The following is a 20,953-nucleotide window of genomic DNA, read 5'->3' as shown; positions in this document are numbered from 1 at the left end:
AATTTATATTCGGCAGGTAAAGGACAATGGTGTTCGTTCTCATAATGTTTGCATAAAATAGAATAACTCCCTATTTAGCGTTTTACCCATCTCCTTGAAAGGAGTTTAGCGATGGAACTGATTCCAATAACAATTAAAAGCGAGTATCTTATAAAAATGCTCAACTTGTACCAAATCCTTTATGGGGCAGACCCTTTACAGATGCAAAAACAATTCAGGCGTCATTTTCAATATCCAAATTTTGAGGGATATTTCGCCGTCATAGATCAGAGGCTCGCGGGATTTATTTATGGATATTCTTCAAGAAAAGGCCAGTATTATCATGAATTATTGGCGAAGCATTTACACAGGGATCAGGGCTGGATGGAAGATTGTATGGAACTGGCCGAATTAGGAGTCCACCCCAAATACCGGAGATGTGGAATCGCGCTGGAATTAGTGGCTGCATTGCTTAGAAACAGAACGGAAAATAGAGCATTGCTGACCACGAGAAAAGATAATGAAGCTGCGATCCACTTTTATAAAAAAATCGGGTGGACGGAATTAAGCAATGGATTCTTCCCGAACGTCCCCTATGAATATATCATTTTTGGAAAAGAAATTTCATGTTCCGGTCCAACTGGGGAATATTGACGGTTTTTGTCAAAAAAGCAGTCATTACTAGTTATTTTGTCTTGTTTTGCGAATCTATTTACTTTTCTGTTAATAGTTGCGATACTATCTAAGTAACATTCATATTAATAGATCCAAATGAATAGAAACAGGTGCAAAAGTATCATCGGGGACAATAATCTGCGACAGTTCATTATTGGTCTCAGTTGTATTTACAGCCTGAACGAGACAAAATAAAAAGGAGTTAGTTAGTAATGGGTCAGTATCTTAAGAAGAAGTGGTTAATCGTGAAAATCAATCAAAAACGTGCTGAAATGATTTCCCTGGGGGAAAGGCTGGGATTGGGTGCAAATGAAACCATTGAATGCAGTCAGCAATTAGACCGGCTGTTGAATCAATATCAGGACTGTGATAAACGAATGAATCACCTGAATATTCAAGAAATTCCACATGAGTTTAGCCAGGTAATAAAAAATTTATTAAAGAAGACAGCTTCATAATCAAAACTTTCTCCTCTTAAACCTATTAATAACTTCATTGACCTCATAGAACTACCACTTACTATTACAATCATCAATTTGCAGCTTTAATACAAACAAATAATCCTACAATCGAAAACCTCTGTAACCCGAACGGGTTTACAGAGGTTTTTGGATTATCTATATGAATACGGGGGTAGATTGACTTTAATCCATAACTCTAGTATAATATTTTGAAACTGAGATATTAGTTTAATTAAAGGAATGAAGAATATGAAGGAAAACTTGGACACAAAGCAATCATTGAAGCTTTTCATCGTTCTTTCCCGTGCTTACAAAGCATTAAACGAAGAGATTAACAAGAATATACAAGAAAACGGGTTGAATCCCACTGAATTTGCTGTGTTAGAGCTTCTTTATCATAAAGGAGACCAGCCTCTTCAGCAAATAGGCGGGAAGATATTGCTGGCATCCGGCAGTATCACCTACGTGGTGGATAAACTCGAACAAAAAGGGTACCTGAAGCGAGTTGCCTGCCCAAAAGACCGACGTGTTACCTATGCACAGATTTCAGAAACCGGCAGAAGCCTGATTGACCGGATTTTCCCTAATCATGAAGCCAGAATCCATGAATTGATGTCTGCTCTTTCACCGGAAGAAAAAGATGACGCAATTAATCTTGTGAAGAAGCTGGGATTATCAATCAAGGACTTATCATATTGATTTCTTTAAAGAGCCTTTTTGAAGGAAGGCTCTTTTTTTTGTCTGTAAAGATGAAATTCTTCCGAAATACAGGAGAATCCATATGACAAGTCGAATACTATATATGGATTTTGAAAAGGGGGAACTCAGATGAAATTTGAACAGTTTACATATGAACGTCCGGATTTGAATGGGATAAAGAAGGAATTTACGAATGCACTGGCTGATTTCAAACAAGCAGATACAGCGGATGATCAAGTTTCTGCAATCGATCGGATAAATGATATTCGCCTTGACTTTGATACAATGCAGAACATCTGCTATATCCGCCATTCTATTGACACGAACGATGATTTTTATAAAGAGGAGCAGGATTATCTAGATGAAATTTTACCTGAAGTCCAAGGGCTGGTCACTGGATATTATAAAGAACTCCTGAATTCATCATTTCGAAAAGAATTGGAACAGCGTTGGGGAAAACAACTATTCTCACTGGCTGAAAGTGAAATTAAAACCTTTTCACCAGAAGTGGTTGAGCTGCTTCAACAGGAAAATAAACTTTCATCTCAATACACGAAGCTAATGGCTTCAGCAAAGATATCCTTTCAAGGAGAAGAAAGAACGCTTGCCCAAATGGGGCCCTTCACTCAATCGGTGAACAGGGAGACTCGGAAGGAGGCTTCACTGGCTTCTGTTCGTTTCTTCGAAGAAAACCAAGAGGAGTTAGATCGCATTTTCGATGAACTTGTCAAGCTCCGCCATAAGATTGCCGTTACCTTGGGTTATAGGAATTTCGTGGAACTCGGCTATTACCGTATGACCAGAACCGATTATACCCCTGAAATGGTTAAAGTGTTTCGGGAAGGTGTCAAGAATCATGTTGTTCCATTAGTGAAGACACTGAAAAAAAGACAATCAGAAAGACTCGGCATAGAAAGCATGAAGTTTTATGATGAAGGGTTTAAATTCACTTCAGGAAATGCAGCGCCTAAAGGGGATCCACAATTCATCATTGATAATGGCAAAAAGATGTACGAAGACCTGTCGAAGGAAACGAAGGAATTTTTTCATTTTATGATAGAGCGTAATTTAATGGATCTCGAGGCGAAACGGGGCAAAGCCGGAGGGGGGTATTGCACATATATTGCAAATTATGAATCTCCTTTTATCTTTTCCAATTTCAACGGGACTTCTGGGGATATAGATGTCCTCACACACGAGGCAGGTCATGCTTTCCAGGTGTACAGCAGCAGGGGATTTGATATTCCTGAATACCAGTGGCCAACTTACGAAGCTTGTGAGATCCATTCCATGAGTATGGAGTTTTTTACATGGCCGTGGATGGATCTTTTCTTCAAGGAAGACACGGAAAAATATAAGTTTTCACATTTAAGTGATGCTCTTCAATTCCTCCCATATGGTGTCGCAGTGGATGAATTTCAGCATTTTGTATATGAGAATCCCGAAGCATCTCCTGAAGAAAGAAACGAAGCATGGCGAAGTATTGAGAAAGAATACTTACCCGGCAGGGATTATGAAGGAGTAGATTATCTGGAAACGGGCGGCTTCTGGCAACGTCAATCTCACATTTATACCACCCCGTTTTATTATATTGATTATACCCTGGCTCAGATCTGCGCATTCCAGTTCTGGGTGAAAATGAACGAAAACCAAGATAAAGCCTGGGCACAATATGTGGATCTGTGTAAATTGGGTGGAAGTCTTTCATTTACAGGTCTTGTATCTTCGGCAGGACTGGACTCCCCTTTCAATGAAGGAGCAGTCGAAAAGGTAATTGAACCGATTGAACAATGGTTAAACGATGTTGATGATAAGAACTTATAAGGTAAAAAAGCAGCCGCTGTTTGGCTGCTTTTTTAGTATGGTTGGATTGAGTAGTGATAATCCCTATATAAGTTCTTCAAGTTGAAAAAGGTAATATATTGTCATTTGCTTCTGAATTCTTTTGCTTGTACATAAAGTGAAGTAGAAGAGGTAAGAGGTGAGAGGATGAAGAAAATTTCAGGGGCATTTCAAATCGCAGCTGTATATGTCGGAACAGTGATAGGTGCAGGGTTTGCCACAGGAAGAGAGATCGTAGAATTTTTCACCCGGTTTGGGTTTATAGGCTTTATAGCCATTTTATTTAGTGGTTATCTATTCGTTACGATGGGAACGAAAATCATGCTTAAGTCACATGATTTGAAAGCGAAATCCTTTGAACAGTTTAACGAATACTTATTTGGGAAATGGTTTTCTAAATTCATGAATATCACAATGATGATTATGTTGATCGGCGTTTCTGCCGTCATGCTTTCAGGAGCAGGCGCAGTGTTCGAGGAGCAACTGTTGATGCCCAAACAGCTTGGTGTCTTATTGACGATTTTGCTCGGTTTCATTACTATGATGGTCGGGATGAAGGGCCTTTTTGCCGTGAATACTATTGTTGTGCCGATCATGATTGTTTTTAACCTTTTTTTAATGATGTATTCTGTAACAGACGCCCGGTTCTTAGAGGCATTTTTGACTATACCTCCTGTAGACGATGGATGGAAGTCGGTTGTTGCCCCATTTTCCTATGTTGCCTTTAATTTAGCAATGGCCCAAGCTGTTCTCGTCCCGGTCGCGAGCGAAGTGAAGGATCGTCAGGTGATTAAATATGGGGGATATCTCGGGGGATTCTTTTTGACGTTGATCCTTATTTCCAGCCATATGACCCTTGTCATGATACCGGATGTGACTATATATGAAATTCCGATGGCTGTCGTGATGAAATCCTTTGTGGCAGGATTTTATTATCTTTACATTTTGATTATTTTCGGTGAAATATTCACTTCAGTCATCGGCGGGGTATTCGGATTGGAGAAACAGCTTGCGGGTTATTGGAGAGGTCCGTCTATCGCGACATTCAGTGGGATTTTCATGATCATTTATTCCCTGAGTTTTTTTGAATACAGTGAATTGTTATCTTATTTGTACCCATTGTTTGGATATTTGAGTTTATTATTCTTGGTGCTTCTATGGATGAAGCATGACAAAAAGGATGGCCAAGTTAAATGAGTTAAAGAATAATTCTTCGGTGTCAGGATGTTCCCGGTTATTCTCCCGTGATTAATTCTTCTTTTTTTGCCCATTATAAAAGGTGTAGCTGATAAAGGAGGATGGACATGACAAAGTCGAAGCATGAAAAAGAACGACAATGGGATGTAAGGAAAGAAGATCAGAAACCTCATGGTAAAGTACCTTCTTTCAAGGAATTATCAAATGATGATAAGCAAAAGTAAATTTAAAGAAGGATGGCTGCCTGCCATCCTTCTTTATGTCAGCGACTATTTTTTAGGGCGTGATTCAGCGCCTAATGCGTCTGTAGTTTTGTATTTTTCCGGGAAAAAGGAATTACGAACTTCATCCCGGTCCCAATCTTGATTATCACAGCTTGCTGCCAGTTCATCCAGGTGCTTCATTAAAAACTGCATGTCAATATTCTGAAGGCAGTCATATTCTATACCTTCTAAAATATAGTCCTTGAATGACCAGATCATTCCTTTGACATCTTTTTTATTATTTTCAGCAATCATCCGGAGAGACCTGAGTATTTCCGTAGAAACCGATATATCCCGGGCACCGTAATGACGAAGCTGGTAAAAGCTCTTATAAAGATAATCCATAAATGTGGGCTGTTCCAGAATGATGCGGACGTTATCTTCCTGGTCTGTAATATAAGAGCCGGGAAGCTTATGTCTGGCTAGTTTTGAAAGGATGATCCCTATTTCTTCTATGCAATTCCTCGCTGTGTTAGGATCGTTGATTGCCGGGGAAATGGCTCTTAGAGCTATCTCAACCAATTTTCTAATACCCAGATCAATGTCTTCGATCGGTTCTTTATCAGGACCTAAAACGATGTATTTCAGAAAATCTTCTGTTTTAATGTCCTCTTCGTCCGACCATATCGTCATCATACCGGTTCCTTCCAAGAGATATTCCCCAGGGGTCTTTAACATCCGTACAATGCAATCATGGCTTGCAGCTTTCTGGATCAAACCATCAATATCAATATGCTGAAGATAACCCGATTCCTTACTGTATACATAGTAAGGTTTGGTTTTCTCAAATGACAGTGGCTCTATTCCGTTCTGCGACGCTTCCCTGTCCTTTTTTTTGTAAAGTGGGCTGTTTTCAATTTTGTTATTGGTTTTAATCGTTATGTTATGAATCAAGTTGCTTACCTTTACCCAATTGGAAACATGGTGGACAAAATAAACAAATACAAAGAGACAGACAATTGCCACCAAGGCTGCAAAAGCAGCAGAAATGAACAGCTTCTGGCCGGACTCATCTTTCAGAAGGATAAGAAGAGTGATGCAATACACAACCCCTGCGACAAAAATGGCCAGTACACGCTGCGTTGGTCGGTCGTTAATGAAATTTTGAAGCGTCCTGGGTGAATACTGTGATAAAAAGGTTGTGAGAACAACCATGATGGTGGAGAACGTGATGGTCGTCATGGTCATGATCGAGGAAGCAATCGTGCTGATTATCATTGTGCTCAAGTCAAAGTTAGCAAATAAAACTTTTGGAAGCAGGGGGTAGTCATGCTTGCTCAGCCACCAATCAAAAAAAAATGTAGCTAGAGCGAGTGCCAGCGAAATCAGAGAGAAGATCAGGGGCACAAACCAAAAGCTTTTTTGTGCTTTTTTGAAGATATGGATATCCAGATGCATCGTAAATGAGCCACCTTAAAATTAATATGCTTTAAGAATATCCTGAACGAAAGAATAGAAACTATTCATTCTCATTATAAATATCGTGATTACGTACGTCAGGTGTCAGCGGCCGGGGGGAATCTTTCATCTGTAAAGAATAAAAAGGCTTTCCCGGCCTTACAAGTATGTAGGATGTATTTATTGCTCAATTATTTTATAGTTTTTATGGTTGACGACCGTTTTTTCTTCCAGCTCAAGCTCTCTGTAATTTTTCATGTAAGTGAGATCGACAATGACAGAGTTCTCATTCACTTTTTCAACAATCCCTTTGAGTCCTTCTTTGAATTCAATCACATTTCCGATTTCTGCTTTTTTCATTCGGAGTCTCCCCTTTTTGCCAAAATTCTACAAACGATTACTAATATTTTGACTTATACAAGCGAAAAGGTAAAGAGTTTTCTAATAATTTAATAAAAAAACAAAAGCTTGTAGTTTTTTTATAGTCAAATAAAATGGAGATAGATACTATTACAGGAGGCTGATTATATGGTAGAAAGTGAAGTTGTGAAATTGATTGATGCATTAAGGAATAAAGAATTGGAAGAAATACAAGTTGAAAAAGATGATTTTCTGTCATTCAGATCGGTTTTGGTCAAACAACAGGACTTCAAGCATTTCAGAGGAATTGCTGAGCATAGAGGGAATATACGTTACCAGTATCTCGATACGCCGAGAAGTTAATTCTTAAATTGAATTTAAGAGAAGTCTATTTATAACTTGAAAGGGGAAATGTAATATGTCTAATCGTGTGGTTTGTATCACAGGAGGTGCCAACGGGATTGGAAAATCGATCGTGGAACAATTTGCATTTCAAGGTGATTACGTACATTTCTTTGACAAAGACACAGAAGGCGGGACGGAATTACAGAAGCAATTGAACAAGATAGGATATCGTACCGAGTTTCATGACATCGATGTAGCTTCCTTCGAAGAAGTCAAAAAAGGATTCCAAGAAATCCGAAACAGGCATTCAACTCTTGATATACTCGTTAATAATGCAGGCATCTCGACATTCATCTCTTTTTGGGAAATGACACCTGAAGATTGGGGCAAAATCTTATCAACTAACTTGAGCAGCGTATTTTTTTGTTCCAGGGAAGCTGCTGAACTCATGAAGGGTAAAGGCGGTTCGATTATTAATATGGCTTCAACCAGGGCGCAGATGTCAGAACCGGATACGGAAGCTTATTCAGCATCTAAAGGGGGTATCGCGAGTTTAACACATTCACTCGCGATTACATTGGGAGAATACAGAATCCGTGTCAACTCTATCAGCCCGGGTTGGATTGAAACAGGAGATTACTCTGCCTTGCGCGAAGTCGATCATACCCAGCATCCTTCACAGCGTGTAGGAAAACCGGAGGATATAGCAAGGTTCTGCCGTTTCCTGGCTGATCCGCACAACGATTTCATTACTGGTGAAAACATTAGTGTAGACGGCGGAATGACAAGAAAAATGATTTACGAACATTAAACGATTTTGCCATGATGTTCTAGCCTTTTCTTAAGATTACGATACTGGCTGTTCCAACGATCAGTACAAACATTAAGCATGTTAACAAGTTGTTCACCCTCTGCTATTTTTGTTCAGTTTATGGAAGAAATATGAAATGAGTTTAAGAATGTTATAAAATTTTTGTAAAAAAGATAAGAGGGTGGGACAAAAGTGTATTAGCCTAAAAAACCCGAACTAATTTGCCTTCTAACAGGCAAATTAGTTCGGGTTTTTATTTGGTTCAATATACATTTAGATTTTAGCTCTTCCAGCGGTTGATTGGAGTGCAAGACGAAGATTCCTGCAGAAAGCTGAGTCATGCACGGAAATCATTAGCGGCATTAAGAACATACACTGAAATTATTCGTCTTTATGTCGTGGTTTATAAGTTTTGTCCCAGCCTCTATTGTTGGTTCACGAATTTATCTAAAAAACAATTTATGAGAAAATTTGCTAAATTTTAACTGCTTTATTATTATGTAAGAAGAGAAAAGAATGGGGGATCAAGATGTCGCGATTAACAGATTTAAAAAGAGAAATGAATAGGGTGCTGGTCGGGAAAGATAAAGAAATTGATTTACTTCTGATTGCTTTGCTGCAGGATGGCCATGTATTACTGGAAAGTGTTCCGGGGACGGGTAAAACGCTTCTGGCAAAGACGTTCTCACAGTGTATAGAGGGAGTATTCAAACGAATCCAATTCACACCGGATGTATTGCCGAGTGATGTGACCGGCATTCAATTTTTCAATCCTAAAAATCAGGAATTCGAACTTCGTACAGGACCTGTCGTAGCAAATGTTCTGCTGGCAGACGAAATCAATCGTGCTACTCCGAGAACCCAAGCCAGTTTACTGGAAGTGATGGAAGAGAAGCAAATAACCATTGACGGAGAAACAGTTCCACTGAGTCCGCCTTTTATAGTGGTTGCCACCCAGAATCCTATTGAATCACAGCAAGGAACATTTCCTCTGCCTGCAGCACAGCTTGACCGCTTTTTATTGAAAGTGCCTTTCACATATCCAGCCTTTGAAGAAGAAAGGCTGATCCTGAGCCGTTTCAAATCGGAACAGCCTTTGAAGGAAGTAAAGCCAGTGATGAGTTTATCAGAGGTTCAATCCCTTTCCAAGCTGGTAAAGGAGGTATATGTTTCATCCGATATTGAAACGTATATCCTGCAAATGACAAGAGGGACGAGAGAACATGAATGGATCGAAGTGGGGGCCAGCCCCCGGGCCAGCCTTGCTTTGCTGAAAGCTTCTCAGGGACAGGCATTTATTGAAGAAAGAGATTTTGTCCGGCCTGAAGATGTCTTGCAAGTGGCTCCTTATGTCCTTCAGCACAGAATCCAGCTGACCGCAGAAGCTTCGTTGACCAAGTCGGAGGAAGAAGTCATCGCCGTTCTGATAAATTCAATCATTCTTCCAGTTGAAACGAGGTAGCTGAAGTGTGGAAACGTGAAGTGATCGAGGATTCTTATAACTCATTAAGTGAAATTCTTTTAATCATTCTGGCAGCCGCCAGTCTGTTCTTTCAATTTTATGGAGGTCTGGGGATTTTTCTGCTCTGTTTTCTCTATTTCAGGGCTCACAAGTGGTATCTTGAACATATCGGTAAAGAGATAAAAATTAATCAATCTCTAAAACGTGTAAGGATCCATTGTGAAGAAGAAGGAAACTGGGAGATTGATTTCACGAATGATGGGCTGCCTGTATGGGGAGCCATACTGAAACTTACCTTCAAAGATATTGTCGAACCTGTCGGGCATCCGTTTGAATCGTATCACGGAGGTAATTTGGAAGTGTCGGTCCCTTTTTCGATGGCGAAAGGGGAAAAAGCTAAAGTCACCTTGCCGGTGATCGGTAAGAGAAGGGGGCTGTGCCGTTTAAATAGAGTCCAGCTCATAATTCCCCATTTATTTGGCAGCGGGCAGGTGATTTTAGACTTGATTGAACCGGTAAAGTCAACCATGATGGTGTTTCCCACACCGGCAGCAGTATTGGTTGATCATCATCATCATTCATATGAGCACGGTGAAGTTTCTGCGTTGCATTCCCTGTTTAATGATGTATTTCAACCGATCGGAACGAGGGAGTATGTACCCGGGGATAGATTTCAGGATATTCATTGGAAAGCTTCTGCAAGAACGCAGCAGCTGCAGACAAAGGTTTTTGCTCCGGCAGTGAAGAAAGAATGGATGATCGTTGTCAACCTCTCAGAAAAGTATTCCATTACAAGGGATCTGGAAACGATCATTAAACATGCAGCATATTTAATGCACTTTGCCGTTAGTCAGAATATCACATTTTCTCTTGTCCTGAATGTCAGGCGCATGGGAATTACCCCATATTATTATCTGCCTTCAGGGACGGGAAGGAAGCATCAGCAAAAAGCTCTTGAACTATTATCGACCCTATCAACAGATGATGCGACCATACCGTTCCACATCGTTCTGCAGCATCTGGCCATTCGTCAGCTTGTTCCTTCTGTCCTGATTACTGCAGGCATACTTACTGAAGTTGACGAAGAGCGATTGAGAAAAATAGGAACAATCGGGCGGGAAATATATCAGTTACACACAGAAGATAAACAAGGAGTCGTCTCATTATGGAATCAAAGATCGAAAATCCCTTCTTAACGAACCAACAGCAGATGCTTCTTTTGAAAATGGGATTATACTTGGGGGTCGATGTTCTATTTACAATATTAGGAATTACTTACCTATCAAGTTTAGAGACGATCCTCTCTCAATATGTTCCGTTAATGTTGCTTGCATATATTTCTTTATTTACAGTCATGGCGATATGGATAAAAAAGAATAACACAAATTCAATGATTCTGTACGTGGTCCTATTATTCTTGCTTCTCGCAGGGCTATATGCTTTTGCAGTCACATGGTGGATTATATCAAGCGTCCTATTATGCCTTCATTGGAGAATAACATCTTATTTTCAAAGTGAAGATGATCAGATTGAAATTGGCAGCGGAGTACTGTTAGTGTTTCTATTTTTATCTGCATTGTCGCTGATCATCGGGAATGCAAGAGATTTAGAAAATAAGTTCCTCGTGATTGGTCTGGTATTGGTGTTATTTTCACTTGTTGCGACTGTGACCAGTTATCAGAGAATGATGAACGGGGGAAGGGAGAGTGAGACTGAAAGCAAAAGACATCTGATTAAGCCATTATTCATATTGCTGATCATCATAGCTTCCGGCGGGGTTTTAGCCTCATTCAGTTCATATGTAAGAAGTGCATTTTATTGGATGATAGGTAAGATTTTCTGGATGTTTTCATTTCTCATTAATCCCATATTTGATTTCCTGGTGAAGATAAGAGACTGGATCATGAGTTTGATTTCAAAAGAAACCTTGTCCGGGATGGGGTTGAAATTGAATAATCAGGAAATCGACGAAACCCAGCAGCAAGCTTTCTATGAAGGTCTGTCATTACCATGGCTCAACGAACTATTAATTGGAATCTTTCTATTAGCAGCAATCATCTACCTGGTGAAAAAAAGGAAAGTAACGTATGGTGTCGACAGTAATCAGGTCTCTTCATCACTATTATCAAAATCAAAAAACGGGAAGAAGACAGGGAAGAGTCGCCCTGACACCAAAATATACTCTGACGCTGAAAATGCTATCCGTCAGGAAATGAGAGAACTCGAACGCGAGGCTGCAGCTGCTGATAAGGGCAGGGGGAAAAATGAGGGCATCCGGAACTGGTTCTCGAAATTAGGCATACAAGAGGAAGAAAATTTCTTTCAACTCTATGAATCTGTGAGATATGGGACGAAAATCCCTTCAAAACAAGAAGTAACATTATTCAGAAAGCGGGTAAGATTGCATATTTCTCATTTGAAAGATCAAGAAAATAAGTCATAATAAATGCTGGTGTATGCAGAAAGCATTAATTCTGCAGCATCAGTTTTATTATGTCTTTTCATCATAGGGTAGAATATCAATGGATACCGACTTGGGAGGAGAAGAAAATGCCATTCACATTACGAAACCTCGTCTATAAGGATATTCTGAAAATAGATCGTATGGATATTCATGAGAACAAGACCAGCTGCTTCATTGGGGAGAGCGGTGCGGGAAAATCGACTCTCCTTAAATTACTGAATAAAATGTACATACCTGATGAAGGAAACATTTATTATAAAGGAACATCATTGGAGGAAATAGAAGCTGTTAAACTGAGGAGAAAAATTGTCATGATTCCACAGAATCCGTTGCTGTTTGGGGAGACGGTAGAGGAAAATCTGCAAAAAGGTCTTCTTTTCTCAGAAAAGCCTCCGGCAAGCAGGTGGGATCTTGAGCGGGTTCTCGAAATAGTCCAGCTAGGCAAGAACCTGCAGGACCAATCAGAAAAATTATCCGGAGGGGAGCGTCAGCGTTTGTCTCTCGGTAGAGTCCTGTTGATGAAACCGGAAGTCTATTTACTTGATGAACCAACCTCAGCCTTGGACGAAGAGACGGAATCAAACGTCATGAAGAAGTTCGTGGAAGCCGCTAAGTCACATGATGGAAAGGTGATCATAGTGACTCATTCGATGAATGTGGCTGAACAGTACGGGGAAGAAGTAATAAGGATTACGAAACGATAAGGAGGGAAGAAAGGTGGATAATGGAATCATCGATATCGGGCTTTGGAGGTTCATAGCTGCCTATGCATTCATACTGCTATTATTGCTTTTTGTTAAACTGAGAGGCATTTCGAGAGAGAAACAGATCATCATAGCCTCCTTCAGAATGACAGTCCAATTGATCATTGCAGGGTATATTTTGACGTTTATCTTTGGTAACCCAAGCCCTTGGCTGTCTTTATTGATCATTTTTATCATGGAGCTCTTTGCGATTTTAAATATATTCAAACAGGTAAAGTATAAGTTAAGTAAACAGTTGAAAGGGACCGCAGCTGTTTCCATGGTGATCGGTACACTCTCCTGTCTGTTTTATTTCAACTTCGTCGTTATTCATTTTACCCCCTGGTATGAACCTCGTTATTTCATCCCGATTACTGGAATGATCGTGGGTAATTCCATGACAGGCATCACTCTTGGGCTGAACACGCTGCTGGGAGGATTGAAAGAACAAAGGGAATTGGTGGAAGGGGCATTGATGCTTGGCGCCACACCGAAGGCTGCTTCAAAAAAGTATGTTGATGATGCGTTTGACTCAGCCATTCTTCCAACTCTCAATAATATGATCGGTATGGGCATCATCTTCCTGCCTGGAATGATGACCGGTCAGATTCTATCAGGAGTGAGCCCGCTTGTGGCAATTGAATATCAAATAGTCATCCTGCTGGGAATCGTCGGCAGTGTGGCCTTAACAGTCATCTTGTTCATATATTTGGGTTATAAATTCCTGTTTACAGATCATGCGCAGTTGAATGTATAAAATGAATGACTTCGATCTATATCTGAATGTACAGGTTCATAGGGTGACTGGTCCTTTCCGTTCTATTTCCTATCTACTTTGAATATAAATGATAGCAGTAGAGTAAGAGGGAGGGGATTAGTAAATGAGGTATGAAACAGAGCAAGCCCTTCATGTGAAAAGTCTGGCGATGGATGTAATAGAAGAATTGGTGAAAGATCAATCCAACTATGAACCGAAGGATTTGAAGCAAGTGACAGAAATGTTTGCTCGGTGCATGTGTGATTTGGTGAATGTATATACGAATATTTCAGAAGACCATGAAATGACCTTGCGTGGGACAGTCATCAAAGCCAAAATCGGCTATAATGCACTAAAAAAGTGCAGGACAGTTATCAAAGATTGATCAGCTTTTCACCGTGGGAAACAAGTGCGTCCACGGAAACGAACGGCATGCACTCCCAGAAACAATCATCATGTAGACTATAAAAAACAGGGGAACTTCTTATAGTGGGACGCTCCTCTGTTTTTTTATGGACATTTTGAGGAATACGAACATAATAGTGGCAAATATATGAAATACTAAAAAAATAGAGCTTTACAATTGTGTATATCTTCATTGCATGCTATTCTTTTTTATTGAGCAGGCTTATAGGAATAATGGATTAATTGCTAGAAATAGTTGACTGTTTCTCCATTATCCATTACTTTTATGAAGCAACCAAATACATTGATGAATAAGGAGTCGATTTACATGGCACAAAAAACATTTACAGTTACAGCTGAAACAGGAATTCATGCTCGCCCGGCAACGCTTTTGGTTCAAACGGCAAGCAAATTCGACAGCGATGTACATCTTGAATACAAAGAAAAGAAAGTCAACTTAAAATCAATCATGGGTGTCATGTCTCTAGGCGTCGGTAAAGATGCACAAATTACGATCACTACTGAAGGCAGCGACGAGGAAGAAGCATTAAAGAGCTTGGAAGAAACATTAAACAAAGAAGGTTTAGCTGAGTAATGTCAAGCATCCTGAAAGGCATTGCGGCATCTAACGGGATTGCCATTGCAAAAGCATATCGTTTAGTTGAACCTGATTTAAGCTTCGATAAGAAGTCTGTTGAAAATGCAGAGGAAGAAGTAGCTCGTTTTCAAGCTGCCATTTCAACTTCTAAATCAGAGCTTGAAGCAATCCGGGATAAAGCAATGGTAGACTTAGGGGAAGATAAAGCTCAAATCTTTGAAGCACATCTTCTAGTATTAAGCGATCCTGAATTACTGACACCTATTGAAGATAAAGTTAAAACTGAAAATGTAAACGCTGAATTTGCACTTAAAGAAACGGCAGATATGTTCGTTTCCATGTTTGAATCCATGGATAATGAATATATGAAAGAACGTGCAGCTGATATCAGAGATGTGACAAAACGCGTCCTTTCTCATTTGCTGGGAGTTCAAATTGCCAATCCAAGTATGGTGACTGAAGAAGTGATTGTCATCGCTGAGGATTTAACTCCGTCTGACACTGCACAATTAAATCGTCAGTTCGTAAAAGGGTTTACAACTGATATCGGGGGCAGAACTTCCCATTCGGCCATTATGGCTCGTTCAATGGAAATACCTGCAGTGGTCGGTACGAAATCTGTTACTGACTCTGTTGAGAATGGCGACATGATTATCGTTGATGGGTTAAATGGGGAAGTACATATCAACCCGACGCCAGAGGTCATTGAAGAGTATAAAAGAGAGCATGCCCGTTATGAGGATCAAAAAGCGGAATGGGCGAAGCTTGTAAATGAGCCTACTGTTTCCAAGGATGGTCAACATGTAGAGCTTGCAGCAAATATTGGTACGCCAAAAGATTTAGAAGGTGTAAAGAATAACGGCGGAGAAGGAGTAGGTCTTTACCGTACAGAATTCCTTTACATGGGCCGTGACGAGCTTCCTACTGAGGATGAGCAATACGAAGCCTACAAAGCAGTACTTGAAGGAATGGAAGACAAACCTGTCGTAGTGCGTACATTGGATATTGGAGGAGATAAGGAACTTCCTTATTTAAATCTTCCTAAGGAAATGAATCCTTTCCTTGGTTACCGCGCGATTCGTCTTTGTCTGGACGAACAGGAAATTTTCCGTACCCAGCTTAGAGCTCTATTGAAAGCAAGTCCTTATGGAAACTTGAAAATCATGTTCCCAATGATTTCAAACCTTCAGGAATTCAGGGAAGCAAAAGCAATCCTCGAAGAAGAGAAAAAGAAGCTTCAAGAAAACGGTACAAATGTAGCCGACAAGATTGAAGTGGGCATCATGGTTGAAATTCCTTCGACAGCCGTCATGGCAGATGTATTCGCAAAGGAAGTCGATTTTTTCTCAATCGGAACAAATGACCTGATTCAGTATACAATGGCTGCCGATCGTATGAATGAACGTGTTTCATACCTTTATCAGCCTTATAACCCAGCAATCCTGCGTCTTGTGAAGATGGTCATCGATGCCGCTCACAATGAAGGCAAATGGGCAGGCATGTGCGGTGAGATGGCTGGCGATGAAATTGCCGTGCCAATCCTGCTGGGATTAGGATTGGATGAATTCTCAATGAGTGCCACTTCCATTCTGAGAGCACGTTCCCAGATTCATGGTCTGAATCAAAGTGATATGAAAAAGCTTGCTGAAGAAGTATTGCAGCTCGACACAAATGATGAAGTCATCAAAGCTGTCGAAAAAGCTGTTTCTCACTCTTAAACATGTTTATCGTCCGATTATAGGGGTAATGTAGTAAAGAATAAGAAGTTGAGGCACATCCAAATGGCCTTTTCATTCTCATTTCCCCCTTTTCTTAGGATTGGAAGAATTTTCTTCCAATCCTATTTTTTTTATGGATTTAGACAGAAAGGATTTCTCCACTCCATCAAAATGGCGTAATCAAGGGATTCTTCATCTTTAATATATCCTTTTACTGCTTTTAATGGAGACCTTCCGCATTGAAGCAAAAAAGTGATGACTGGATCTTTATAGCCGCCGGAAGTCAGTTTATTTACGTATTCTTCGATAGTATAAATATGAGAATACTTATGGTAAGTAGGGATGCGTCCGCCGCCTAAAAGTCTTTCCAGCTTTAAGTGCACGACGATCTCATACATTGCATCCATTAATACTTTTCCGAGCTTGAATCCTCTGAATTCCGGGTCGATACAGAGATCGACTACATAAAGCGTATTGCCCTTCTCATCATGAGTGCGTATGTATCCATCATCCGTAATCTTCTCCCAGGTGTGATCAGGTTCTGAGGGATTAAAATCTATAACAAGTCCTGTCATGCTGCCGGCTATTCTGCCATTGATCTCGACACAAAGAGCACCCAATCGGAAATACTTTAGATGATTCTCCAATTGTTCTTTATTCCACCATAACTCTGAAGGGAACGGCGGGGGAAAGGCGCGCATTTGGATGTTGATGAGTTCATTGAAATCCACTTCTGTATAATTGCGGATAATCGCTTGATACATCTCGTTTTTTCTGAAAACAAACTGTTCTTTTCTATACATTTCAGAACCTCATTTATCAGAATTTACTTGTTTATTATACGGTATGTAAGCGCTTTTTTAAAGTATTTCACCTAAATATTTTAAAACACTTTTTACTTTATTATCTTGTATAAAATGGTTATAAAAAAGAATTAAAAAATATATTAAAAGAAAGGTTTAGTTATTCTGAAAGGGGGGTAATCTATAAGCAAGCATGAAATTGGAGATTAATTTCTCACTAACACCCCCTTTTCCTTTTTTTTGACTGACTCAGTTATACTGGGCAGTCTTTTTTTGATTTCGAAGGTTTCTTACTTGTCTTCAGTTGAATACTTACAGCGTGAAAGCTGCATAATAATCGTAGTGTTTCTGAAAAGAAATACAAAAAGAAAAAAGGGTGAGAGTGAAAATGGCAAAACGGACAAAAAAGAATGATCCGCAGCAAAAAAATAAAAAAGGGTTTGATTCTTCCCGTTTGAATCAGGAATTTGCTCACGAAATAGGGAGCGCAGCAACGAATAAAATTCACAAAGATAAAGCAAAAAAAGAAAAAGCATCTAAAAACAACGGTGAATACAAGGGATAATTGAAAAGGACAGACCTCTAAGAAGGTCTGTCCCTTATTAAGTATGTTTGGAGATGAATGAGGAAATACGTTTGAGCCCTTCTTTCAATTGTTCCATTGAGCATGCAAAAGAGAGTCGGATATAACCTTCACCATATTTTGAAAATGCATCTCCTGGTACCACCGCCACTTTCTCTTCCTGTGCAAGGGAAAGTGCAAATTCAAAGGATGTCATGTCAATCGATTCTGGGATCTTAATGAAGAAATAAAATGCGCCGTCCGGTTTGACCACGTTTTGAAACCCGATTTCATGTAACCGTTGGTATACATAATCTCTTCTTATTTTATACTCGTCCCTCATTACCACTGCATCATTGGCCCCGTTTGTCAAAGCTTCTAATGCTGCCTTCTGCGAGATGGAAGAAGCACAGGATACATTATATTGATGTACCTTCAATAAATGCCTGCTGATGCATTCAGGAGCGAATATCATCCCGATCCTCCATCCTGTCATACTGTGAGACTTTGACAGGCCATTAATCATGATGGTTTGTTCTTTTAGAAATTCGGCAATTGAGCGATGGCCCGCATCAAAAGACAGTTCACTATAGATCTCATCTGCTACAATGAAAATGTTTCGTCCTCTGAGAACGGAGGCGATTTGTTCCAATTCTTCGGCTTTTAAACTGACCCCTGTAGGGTTTGATGGGTAAGGCAGTATGATGCATTTAGTTGAATCCGTGATATGTTCCTCTATTGATTCTGCACTGACTTTAAACTGATTTTGTGTCGTATCGATATGGACAGGCTTGGCGCCGCACAGGTGGATGATCGGTTCATAACCAGGATACACAGGTCCCGGAAGTATACATTCATCTCCTGGTTCCAATAACGAACGAAGTACGACATCTATCCCTTGTGAGGCTCCATTCGTCACGATTACCTCCGATTCAGGGTTGTAATGCACATTATATCTTGTTTCGACGAATGAGGATGCTGCTTCCCTTAACTGAAGGAAACCTGCATTATGAGTGTATGATGTGAAGTTTTCATCAATCGATCTTTTCGCCGCTTCCTTTATATGCAGAGGAGTCGGGAAATCAGGCTGGCCGATGGTAAGCGAAATCATTCCCTCTATGTCAGCTACCATGTTAAAGAACTTCCGGATACCGGATATCTTGATGTCCCGAACGTTAGGGTTTAAGTATTGTTCCAAGACTGTACACCTACTTTTATGATTTGTAACATATTTTATCATCTTTTACAGCAGTAAAGGAATGTTTTGTTTTAATCTATGGGAAAGCGGGAATGGATAGAAAAGAATAGACATAGAAGGTGAACACGACAATGATTCGAACGAGTGCAATCTTAAAAAATGGAGACGTCCTCCAGGATGTAGCGGTAAATAGGATTAAGGAAAGTGATATTAAATGGTATTGGGTCGACTTCAACGAACCCACTGACAGTGATATTCGTATGATGAAGCAGTTCTTCCGCTTCCACCCGCTTGCCATTGAAGACTGTTTGGATGATTTCAGTGAGCGTCCGAAACTGGATTTCTATAAAGGATACATATTTGTCTTGATGCATGCCATCAACCGGAATTCCCTTGAGTCATATGAAGTGAATTTATTTGTGAATTCAAGCTTCATTGTCACGTTTCATAAAAAGCATGTAAATGAGATAGATAATTTATGGAAAATTGTCAAGGAAGAAGGCGGGGAACTCAGTCCATTCACAATCATGCATGGAATCGTTGACAGAATTGTCGATCAGTATTTCCCTATGATCTATAGTATAGAAGATCGATTGAATAGCATTGAAGAAAATACGAATGAAGATTCAGATTCTAACCTGATGGACAGGTTATTCGATATCCGTCATGAGATGTCTAAACTGCGGAGAACCCTTGTACCAATGAGGGACTTGTTATACAGAATCAGTAATTCGGGACGGTTGAATTCATTGAAAGAAGAGCAATTATACTTTAATGATGTGTATGACCACCTGATCAAACAGGTGGAAATGCTGGAATCTTATCGTGAATTCTCAGCTGATATAAGGGATAATTACCTTTCCATCAACTCTGATAAAATGAATAACATTATGATGACATTAACGGTTATCACGACGATCTTTATGCCGCTTACCTTTATCGCGGGCCTTTATGGAATGAACTTTGTATATATGCCCGAGCTTAATGAGCATAATGGGTATTTCATTGTTCTTGGAGTAATGACCGGTATTGCCCTTATAATGTTTGGTTTCTTTGTGAAGATTGGCTGGCTTACATTCGGGACGAAGAAAAGAAGACGAAAAAGAAGGCTCCTAAGGCTAAAATAGCCGTCATATTCCTGGAAATAAAAAAATTCATTCAAACGGTGGATTTTTTATGAAAAAAACGGTATATTGATTGATGAAAAAAGAAGGATTGGGATATTATTTTTTCCCGAGAGGTTCTAGAACAACCCTCTATAAAAAACTAAGGGAAACGGCATCCTTAGGTGTCGTTTGTTTTTGTTTAAGCAGTTTTAAATCTGTTGCATACAACCTTCCAACCGGAAGCTGCTGCATACTGCTAAATCCGGGGGCAGAGTGTTATAGAGTACTAAGAGAATCTTTCTTTTTCTTTTCGGGGCGGGATATAAGCCTCCAGATAGAGAGGAGAATGGCAATGAATCAAGAAAAAGCATTAGTCGTCTTCAGCGGCGGTCAGGACAGCACAACCTGTCTGCTCTGGGCAAAAAAGGAATTTAAAGAGGTGGAAACAGTTACGTTTAACTATGGCCAGCGGCATGTAGCAGAACTGGATTGCGCGAAAGAAATTGCGGGGGATTTAAAAGTGCATCATCATGTACTTGATATGAGTTTATTAAATCAACTGGCACCTAGTGCTTTGACAAGGAATGATGAAGCAATCACTCATGAGGAAGGTGAATTGCCTTCTACATTTGTTCCGGGGAGAAACTTATTGTTTTTGTCATTTGCCGGTGTATTGGCAAAGCAAATTGGTGCAAAGCATATCATAACAGGTGTATGTGAAACAGACTTTAGCGGCTATCCCGATTGCAGGGATATTTTTGTGAAGTCATTAAATGTTTCCCTCAATCTTTCCATGGATGAACAATTTGTGATTCATACGCCTTTGATGTGGATCAATAAAGCCCAGACGTGGGAAATGGCCGATCGCCTCGGTTCACTGAAATATATCCGGGAAAACACATTAACTTGCTACAATGGTGTAATAGGTGATGGATGCGGTGATTGCCCTGCATGTGAATTGAGACAAAAAGGGTTGAATGAATATCTACAGAGTAAAAAAGGAGGAGATGAATAATGCTTCAGCAAATTTATCCGACTCCTCAACACGAATATGAATTTGAATTGAATAAAGACATGCATTTCGCTTCTGCTCATTATATACCGCAC

At 39.9% G+C, this 20,953-nt stretch carries 23 protein-coding genes and 1 riboswitch; of the genes, 19 read left to right on the top strand and 4 right to left on the bottom strand.

Going from position 1 to position 20,953, the window contains the following annotated elements:
- The first annotated feature begins 111 nt into the window (after nt 1-111).
- The 6 genes from HP456_RS02055 to HP456_RS24960 all read left to right on the top strand — a co-directional run bounded on the left by HP456_RS02055 (nt 112) and on the right by HP456_RS24960 (nt 5,077).
- Nucleotides 112-633, top strand: coding sequence for a GNAT family N-acetyltransferase (locus HP456_RS02055; protein WP_172248356.1), 522 nt, complete (start codon nt 112-114; stop codon nt 631-633).
- A 233-nt stretch (nt 634-866) separates the two neighbouring features.
- Nucleotides 867-1,112: an aspartyl-phosphate phosphatase Spo0E family protein gene (locus HP456_RS02050; protein ID WP_172248355.1), complete on the top strand. Its 246-nt coding sequence runs from the start codon at nt 867-869 to the stop codon at nt 1,110-1,112.
- Between the two features lie 243 nt (nt 1,113-1,355).
- The gene (locus tag HP456_RS02045; protein WP_172248354.1) at nt 1,356-1,814 is read left to right on the top strand and encodes a MarR family winged helix-turn-helix transcriptional regulator; all 459 of its coding nucleotides are present in this window, start codon (nt 1,356-1,358) and stop codon (nt 1,812-1,814) included.
- A 129-nt stretch (nt 1,815-1,943) separates the two neighbouring features.
- The gene (locus HP456_RS02040; protein WP_172248353.1) at nt 1,944-3,638 is read left to right on the top strand and encodes a M3 family oligoendopeptidase; all 1,695 of its coding nucleotides are present in this window, start codon (nt 1,944-1,946) and stop codon (nt 3,636-3,638) included.
- Nucleotides 3,639-3,803: 165 nt separating this feature from the next.
- Nucleotides 3,804-4,853, top strand: coding sequence for a YkvI family membrane protein (locus HP456_RS02035; protein WP_172248352.1), 1,050 nt, complete (start codon nt 3,804-3,806; stop codon nt 4,851-4,853).
- A 107-nt stretch (nt 4,854-4,960) separates the two neighbouring features.
- The gene (locus HP456_RS24960; protein WP_246288667.1) at nt 4,961-5,077 is read left to right on the top strand and encodes a DUF6254 family protein; all 117 of its coding nucleotides are present in this window, start codon (nt 4,961-4,963) and stop codon (nt 5,075-5,077) included.
- 45 nt (nt 5,078-5,122) lie between these two features.
- On the opposite strand, the gene HP456_RS02030 is transcribed toward HP456_RS24960, so the two are convergent.
- Together HP456_RS02030 and HP456_RS02025 are read right to left on the bottom strand one after the other, a co-directional pair.
- The gene (locus tag HP456_RS02030) at nt 5,123-6,514 is read right to left on the bottom strand and encodes a DUF2254 domain-containing protein (protein WP_172248351.1); all 1,392 of its coding nucleotides are present in this window, start codon (nt 6,512-6,514) and stop codon (nt 5,123-5,125) included.
- Nucleotides 6,515-6,694: 180 nt separating this feature from the next.
- Nucleotides 6,695-6,874 carry a YkvS family protein gene (locus HP456_RS02025; RefSeq protein ID WP_172248350.1) on the bottom strand — a complete coding sequence of 60 codons (180 nt, stop codon included), beginning with the start codon at nt 6,872-6,874 and terminating at the stop codon, nt 6,695-6,697.
- A 168-nt stretch (nt 6,875-7,042) separates the two neighbouring features.
- Here HP456_RS02025 and ykzS point away from each other — a divergent pair, with 168 nt between their 5' ends.
- The 10 genes from ykzS (at nt 7,043) to ptsP (ending at nt 16,177) form a co-directional block, all read left to right on the top strand.
- Nucleotides 7,043-7,237 (top strand): protein YkzS, encoded by a 195-nt coding sequence (gene ykzS, locus HP456_RS02020; protein ID WP_172248349.1) that lies wholly within the window; start codon nt 7,043-7,045, stop codon nt 7,235-7,237.
- Nucleotides 7,238-7,292: 55 nt separating this feature from the next.
- Entirely contained in the window at nt 7,293-8,030 is a 738-nt protein-coding gene (locus HP456_RS02015; protein ID WP_172248348.1) for an SDR family NAD(P)-dependent oxidoreductase, read from the top strand.
- A 529-nt stretch (nt 8,031-8,559) separates the two neighbouring features.
- Entirely contained in the window at nt 8,560-9,492 is a 933-nt protein-coding gene (locus HP456_RS02010; RefSeq protein ID WP_172248347.1) for an AAA family ATPase, read from the top strand.
- A 5-nt stretch (nt 9,493-9,497) separates the two neighbouring features.
- Nucleotides 9,498-10,688 (top strand): DUF58 domain-containing protein, encoded by a 1,191-nt coding sequence (locus tag HP456_RS25480; RefSeq protein ID WP_172248346.1) that lies wholly within the window; start codon nt 9,498-9,500, stop codon nt 10,686-10,688.
- A complete protein-coding gene (locus HP456_RS02000) occupies nt 10,658-11,935 on the top strand; it encodes a hypothetical protein (protein ID WP_172248345.1) in 1,278 nt (425 codons plus the stop codon). Before HP456_RS25480 ends, HP456_RS02000 begins: the two co-directional genes overlap by 31 nt.
- 107 nt (nt 11,936-12,042) lie before the next feature.
- Complete coding sequence (locus tag HP456_RS01995; RefSeq protein ID WP_172248344.1) at nt 12,043-12,660, top strand: ABC transporter ATP-binding protein; 618 nt, start codon at nt 12,043-12,045, stop codon at nt 12,658-12,660.
- Between the two features lie 13 nt (nt 12,661-12,673).
- Nucleotides 12,674-13,456 (top strand): ABC transporter permease, encoded by a 783-nt coding sequence (locus HP456_RS01990; RefSeq protein ID WP_172248343.1) that lies wholly within the window; start codon nt 12,674-12,676, stop codon nt 13,454-13,456.
- Nucleotides 13,457-13,580: 124 nt separating this feature from the next.
- On the top strand, nt 13,581-13,841 hold the full coding sequence (locus tag HP456_RS01985; protein WP_172248342.1) for a hypothetical protein: 261 nt from the start codon (nt 13,581-13,583) through the stop codon (nt 13,839-13,841).
- Nucleotides 13,842-14,189: 348 nt separating this feature from the next.
- Nucleotides 14,190-14,456 carry a phosphocarrier protein HPr gene (locus HP456_RS01980; protein WP_172248341.1) on the top strand — a complete coding sequence of 89 codons (267 nt, stop codon included), beginning with the start codon at nt 14,190-14,192 and terminating at the stop codon, nt 14,454-14,456.
- Nucleotides 14,456-16,177 (top strand): phosphoenolpyruvate--protein phosphotransferase, encoded by a 1,722-nt coding sequence (gene ptsP / locus HP456_RS01975; protein ID WP_172248340.1) that lies wholly within the window; start codon nt 14,456-14,458, stop codon nt 16,175-16,177. The genes HP456_RS01980 and ptsP overlap by 1 nt, the downstream gene beginning before the upstream one ends.
- 131 nt (nt 16,178-16,308) lie before the next feature.
- Here ptsP and HP456_RS01970 read toward each other — a convergent pair whose 3' ends face one another.
- Nucleotides 16,309-16,980, bottom strand: a complete 672-nt coding sequence (locus tag HP456_RS01970; protein WP_172248339.1) for a GNAT family N-acetyltransferase — start codon at nt 16,978-16,980, stop codon at nt 16,309-16,311.
- A 388-nt stretch (nt 16,981-17,368) separates the two neighbouring features.
- Here HP456_RS01970 and HP456_RS01965 point away from each other — a divergent pair, with 388 nt between their 5' ends.
- Nucleotides 17,369-17,545, top strand: coding sequence for a hypothetical protein (locus HP456_RS01965; protein WP_172248338.1), 177 nt, complete (start codon nt 17,369-17,371; stop codon nt 17,543-17,545).
- Nucleotides 17,546-17,582: 37 nt separating this feature from the next.
- On the opposite strand, the gene HP456_RS01960 is transcribed toward HP456_RS01965, so the two are convergent.
- Nucleotides 17,583-18,740 carry an aminotransferase A gene (locus HP456_RS01960; RefSeq protein WP_172248337.1) on the bottom strand — a complete coding sequence of 386 codons (1,158 nt, stop codon included), beginning with the start codon at nt 18,738-18,740 and terminating at the stop codon, nt 17,583-17,585.
- Nucleotides 18,741-18,871: 131 nt separating this feature from the next.
- On the opposite strand from HP456_RS01960, the gene corA reads away from it, so the two are divergent.
- Together corA and queC are read left to right on the top strand one after the other, a co-directional pair.
- Nucleotides 18,872-19,867 carry a magnesium/cobalt transporter CorA gene (gene corA, locus HP456_RS01955; RefSeq protein WP_172248336.1) on the top strand — a complete coding sequence of 332 codons (996 nt, stop codon included), beginning with the start codon at nt 18,872-18,874 and terminating at the stop codon, nt 19,865-19,867.
- A gap of 104 nt (nt 19,868-19,971) precedes the next feature.
- Nucleotides 19,972-20,016: riboswitch (PreQ1 riboswitch) on the top strand.
- A gap of 176 nt (nt 20,017-20,192) precedes the next feature.
- Complete coding sequence (queC, locus tag HP456_RS01950) at nt 20,193-20,861, top strand: 7-cyano-7-deazaguanine synthase QueC (protein ID WP_172248335.1); 669 nt, start codon at nt 20,193-20,195, stop codon at nt 20,859-20,861.
- Nucleotides 20,862-20,953 lie beyond the last annotated feature (92 nt).

The organism is Bacillus haikouensis (genome assembly GCF_013179555.1).
Classification (GTDB): Bacteria; Bacillota; Bacilli; order Bacillales; family Bacillaceae_B; genus Rossellomorea; species Rossellomorea haikouensis_A.
This window is presented reverse-complemented; position numbering and strand designations above follow the sequence as displayed.

Coding starts and splice junctions, on each gene's coding strand:
- HP456_RS02055 (WP_172248356.1), top strand. CDS start 112: ATGGAACTGATTCCAATAACAATTAAAAGCGAGTATCTTATAAAAATG.
- HP456_RS02050 (WP_172248355.1), top strand. CDS start 867: ATGGGTCAGTATCTTAAGAAGAAGTGGTTAATCGTGAAAATCAATCAA.
- HP456_RS02045 (WP_172248354.1), top strand. CDS start 1,356: ATGAAGAATATGAAGGAAAACTTGGACACAAAGCAATCATTGAAGCTT.
- HP456_RS02040 (WP_172248353.1), top strand. CDS start 1,944: ATGAAATTTGAACAGTTTACATATGAACGTCCGGATTTGAATGGGATA.
- HP456_RS02035 (WP_172248352.1), top strand. CDS start 3,804: ATGAAGAAAATTTCAGGGGCATTTCAAATCGCAGCTGTATATGTCGGA.
- HP456_RS24960 (WP_246288667.1), top strand. CDS start 4,961: ATGACAAAGTCGAAGCATGAAAAAGAACGACAATGGGATGTAAGGAAA.
- HP456_RS02030 (WP_172248351.1), bottom strand. CDS start 6,514: ATGCATCTGGATATCCATATCTTCAAAAAAGCACAAAAAAGCTTTTGG.
- HP456_RS02025 (WP_172248350.1), bottom strand. CDS start 6,874: ATGAAAAAAGCAGAAATCGGAAATGTGATTGAATTCAAAGAAGGACTC.
- ykzS (WP_172248349.1), top strand. CDS start 7,043: ATGGTAGAAAGTGAAGTTGTGAAATTGATTGATGCATTAAGGAATAAA.
- HP456_RS02015 (WP_172248348.1), top strand. CDS start 7,293: ATGTCTAATCGTGTGGTTTGTATCACAGGAGGTGCCAACGGGATTGGA.
- HP456_RS02010 (WP_172248347.1), top strand. CDS start 8,560: ATGTCGCGATTAACAGATTTAAAAAGAGAAATGAATAGGGTGCTGGTC.
- HP456_RS02000 (WP_172248345.1), top strand. CDS start 10,658: ATGGAATCAAAGATCGAAAATCCCTTCTTAACGAACCAACAGCAGATG.
- HP456_RS01995 (WP_172248344.1), top strand. CDS start 12,043: ATGCCATTCACATTACGAAACCTCGTCTATAAGGATATTCTGAAAATA.
- HP456_RS01985 (WP_172248342.1), top strand. CDS start 13,581: ATGAGGTATGAAACAGAGCAAGCCCTTCATGTGAAAAGTCTGGCGATG.
- HP456_RS01980 (WP_172248341.1), top strand. CDS start 14,190: ATGGCACAAAAAACATTTACAGTTACAGCTGAAACAGGAATTCATGCT.
- ptsP (WP_172248340.1), top strand. CDS start 14,456: ATGTCAAGCATCCTGAAAGGCATTGCGGCATCTAACGGGATTGCCATT.
- HP456_RS01970 (WP_172248339.1), bottom strand. CDS start 16,980: ATGTATAGAAAAGAACAGTTTGTTTTCAGAAAAAACGAGATGTATCAA.
- HP456_RS01965 (WP_172248338.1), top strand. CDS start 17,369: ATGGCAAAACGGACAAAAAAGAATGATCCGCAGCAAAAAAATAAAAAA.
- corA (WP_172248336.1), top strand. CDS start 18,872: ATGATTCGAACGAGTGCAATCTTAAAAAATGGAGACGTCCTCCAGGAT.
- queC (WP_172248335.1), top strand. CDS start 20,193: ATGGCAATGAATCAAGAAAAAGCATTAGTCGTCTTCAGCGGCGGTCAG.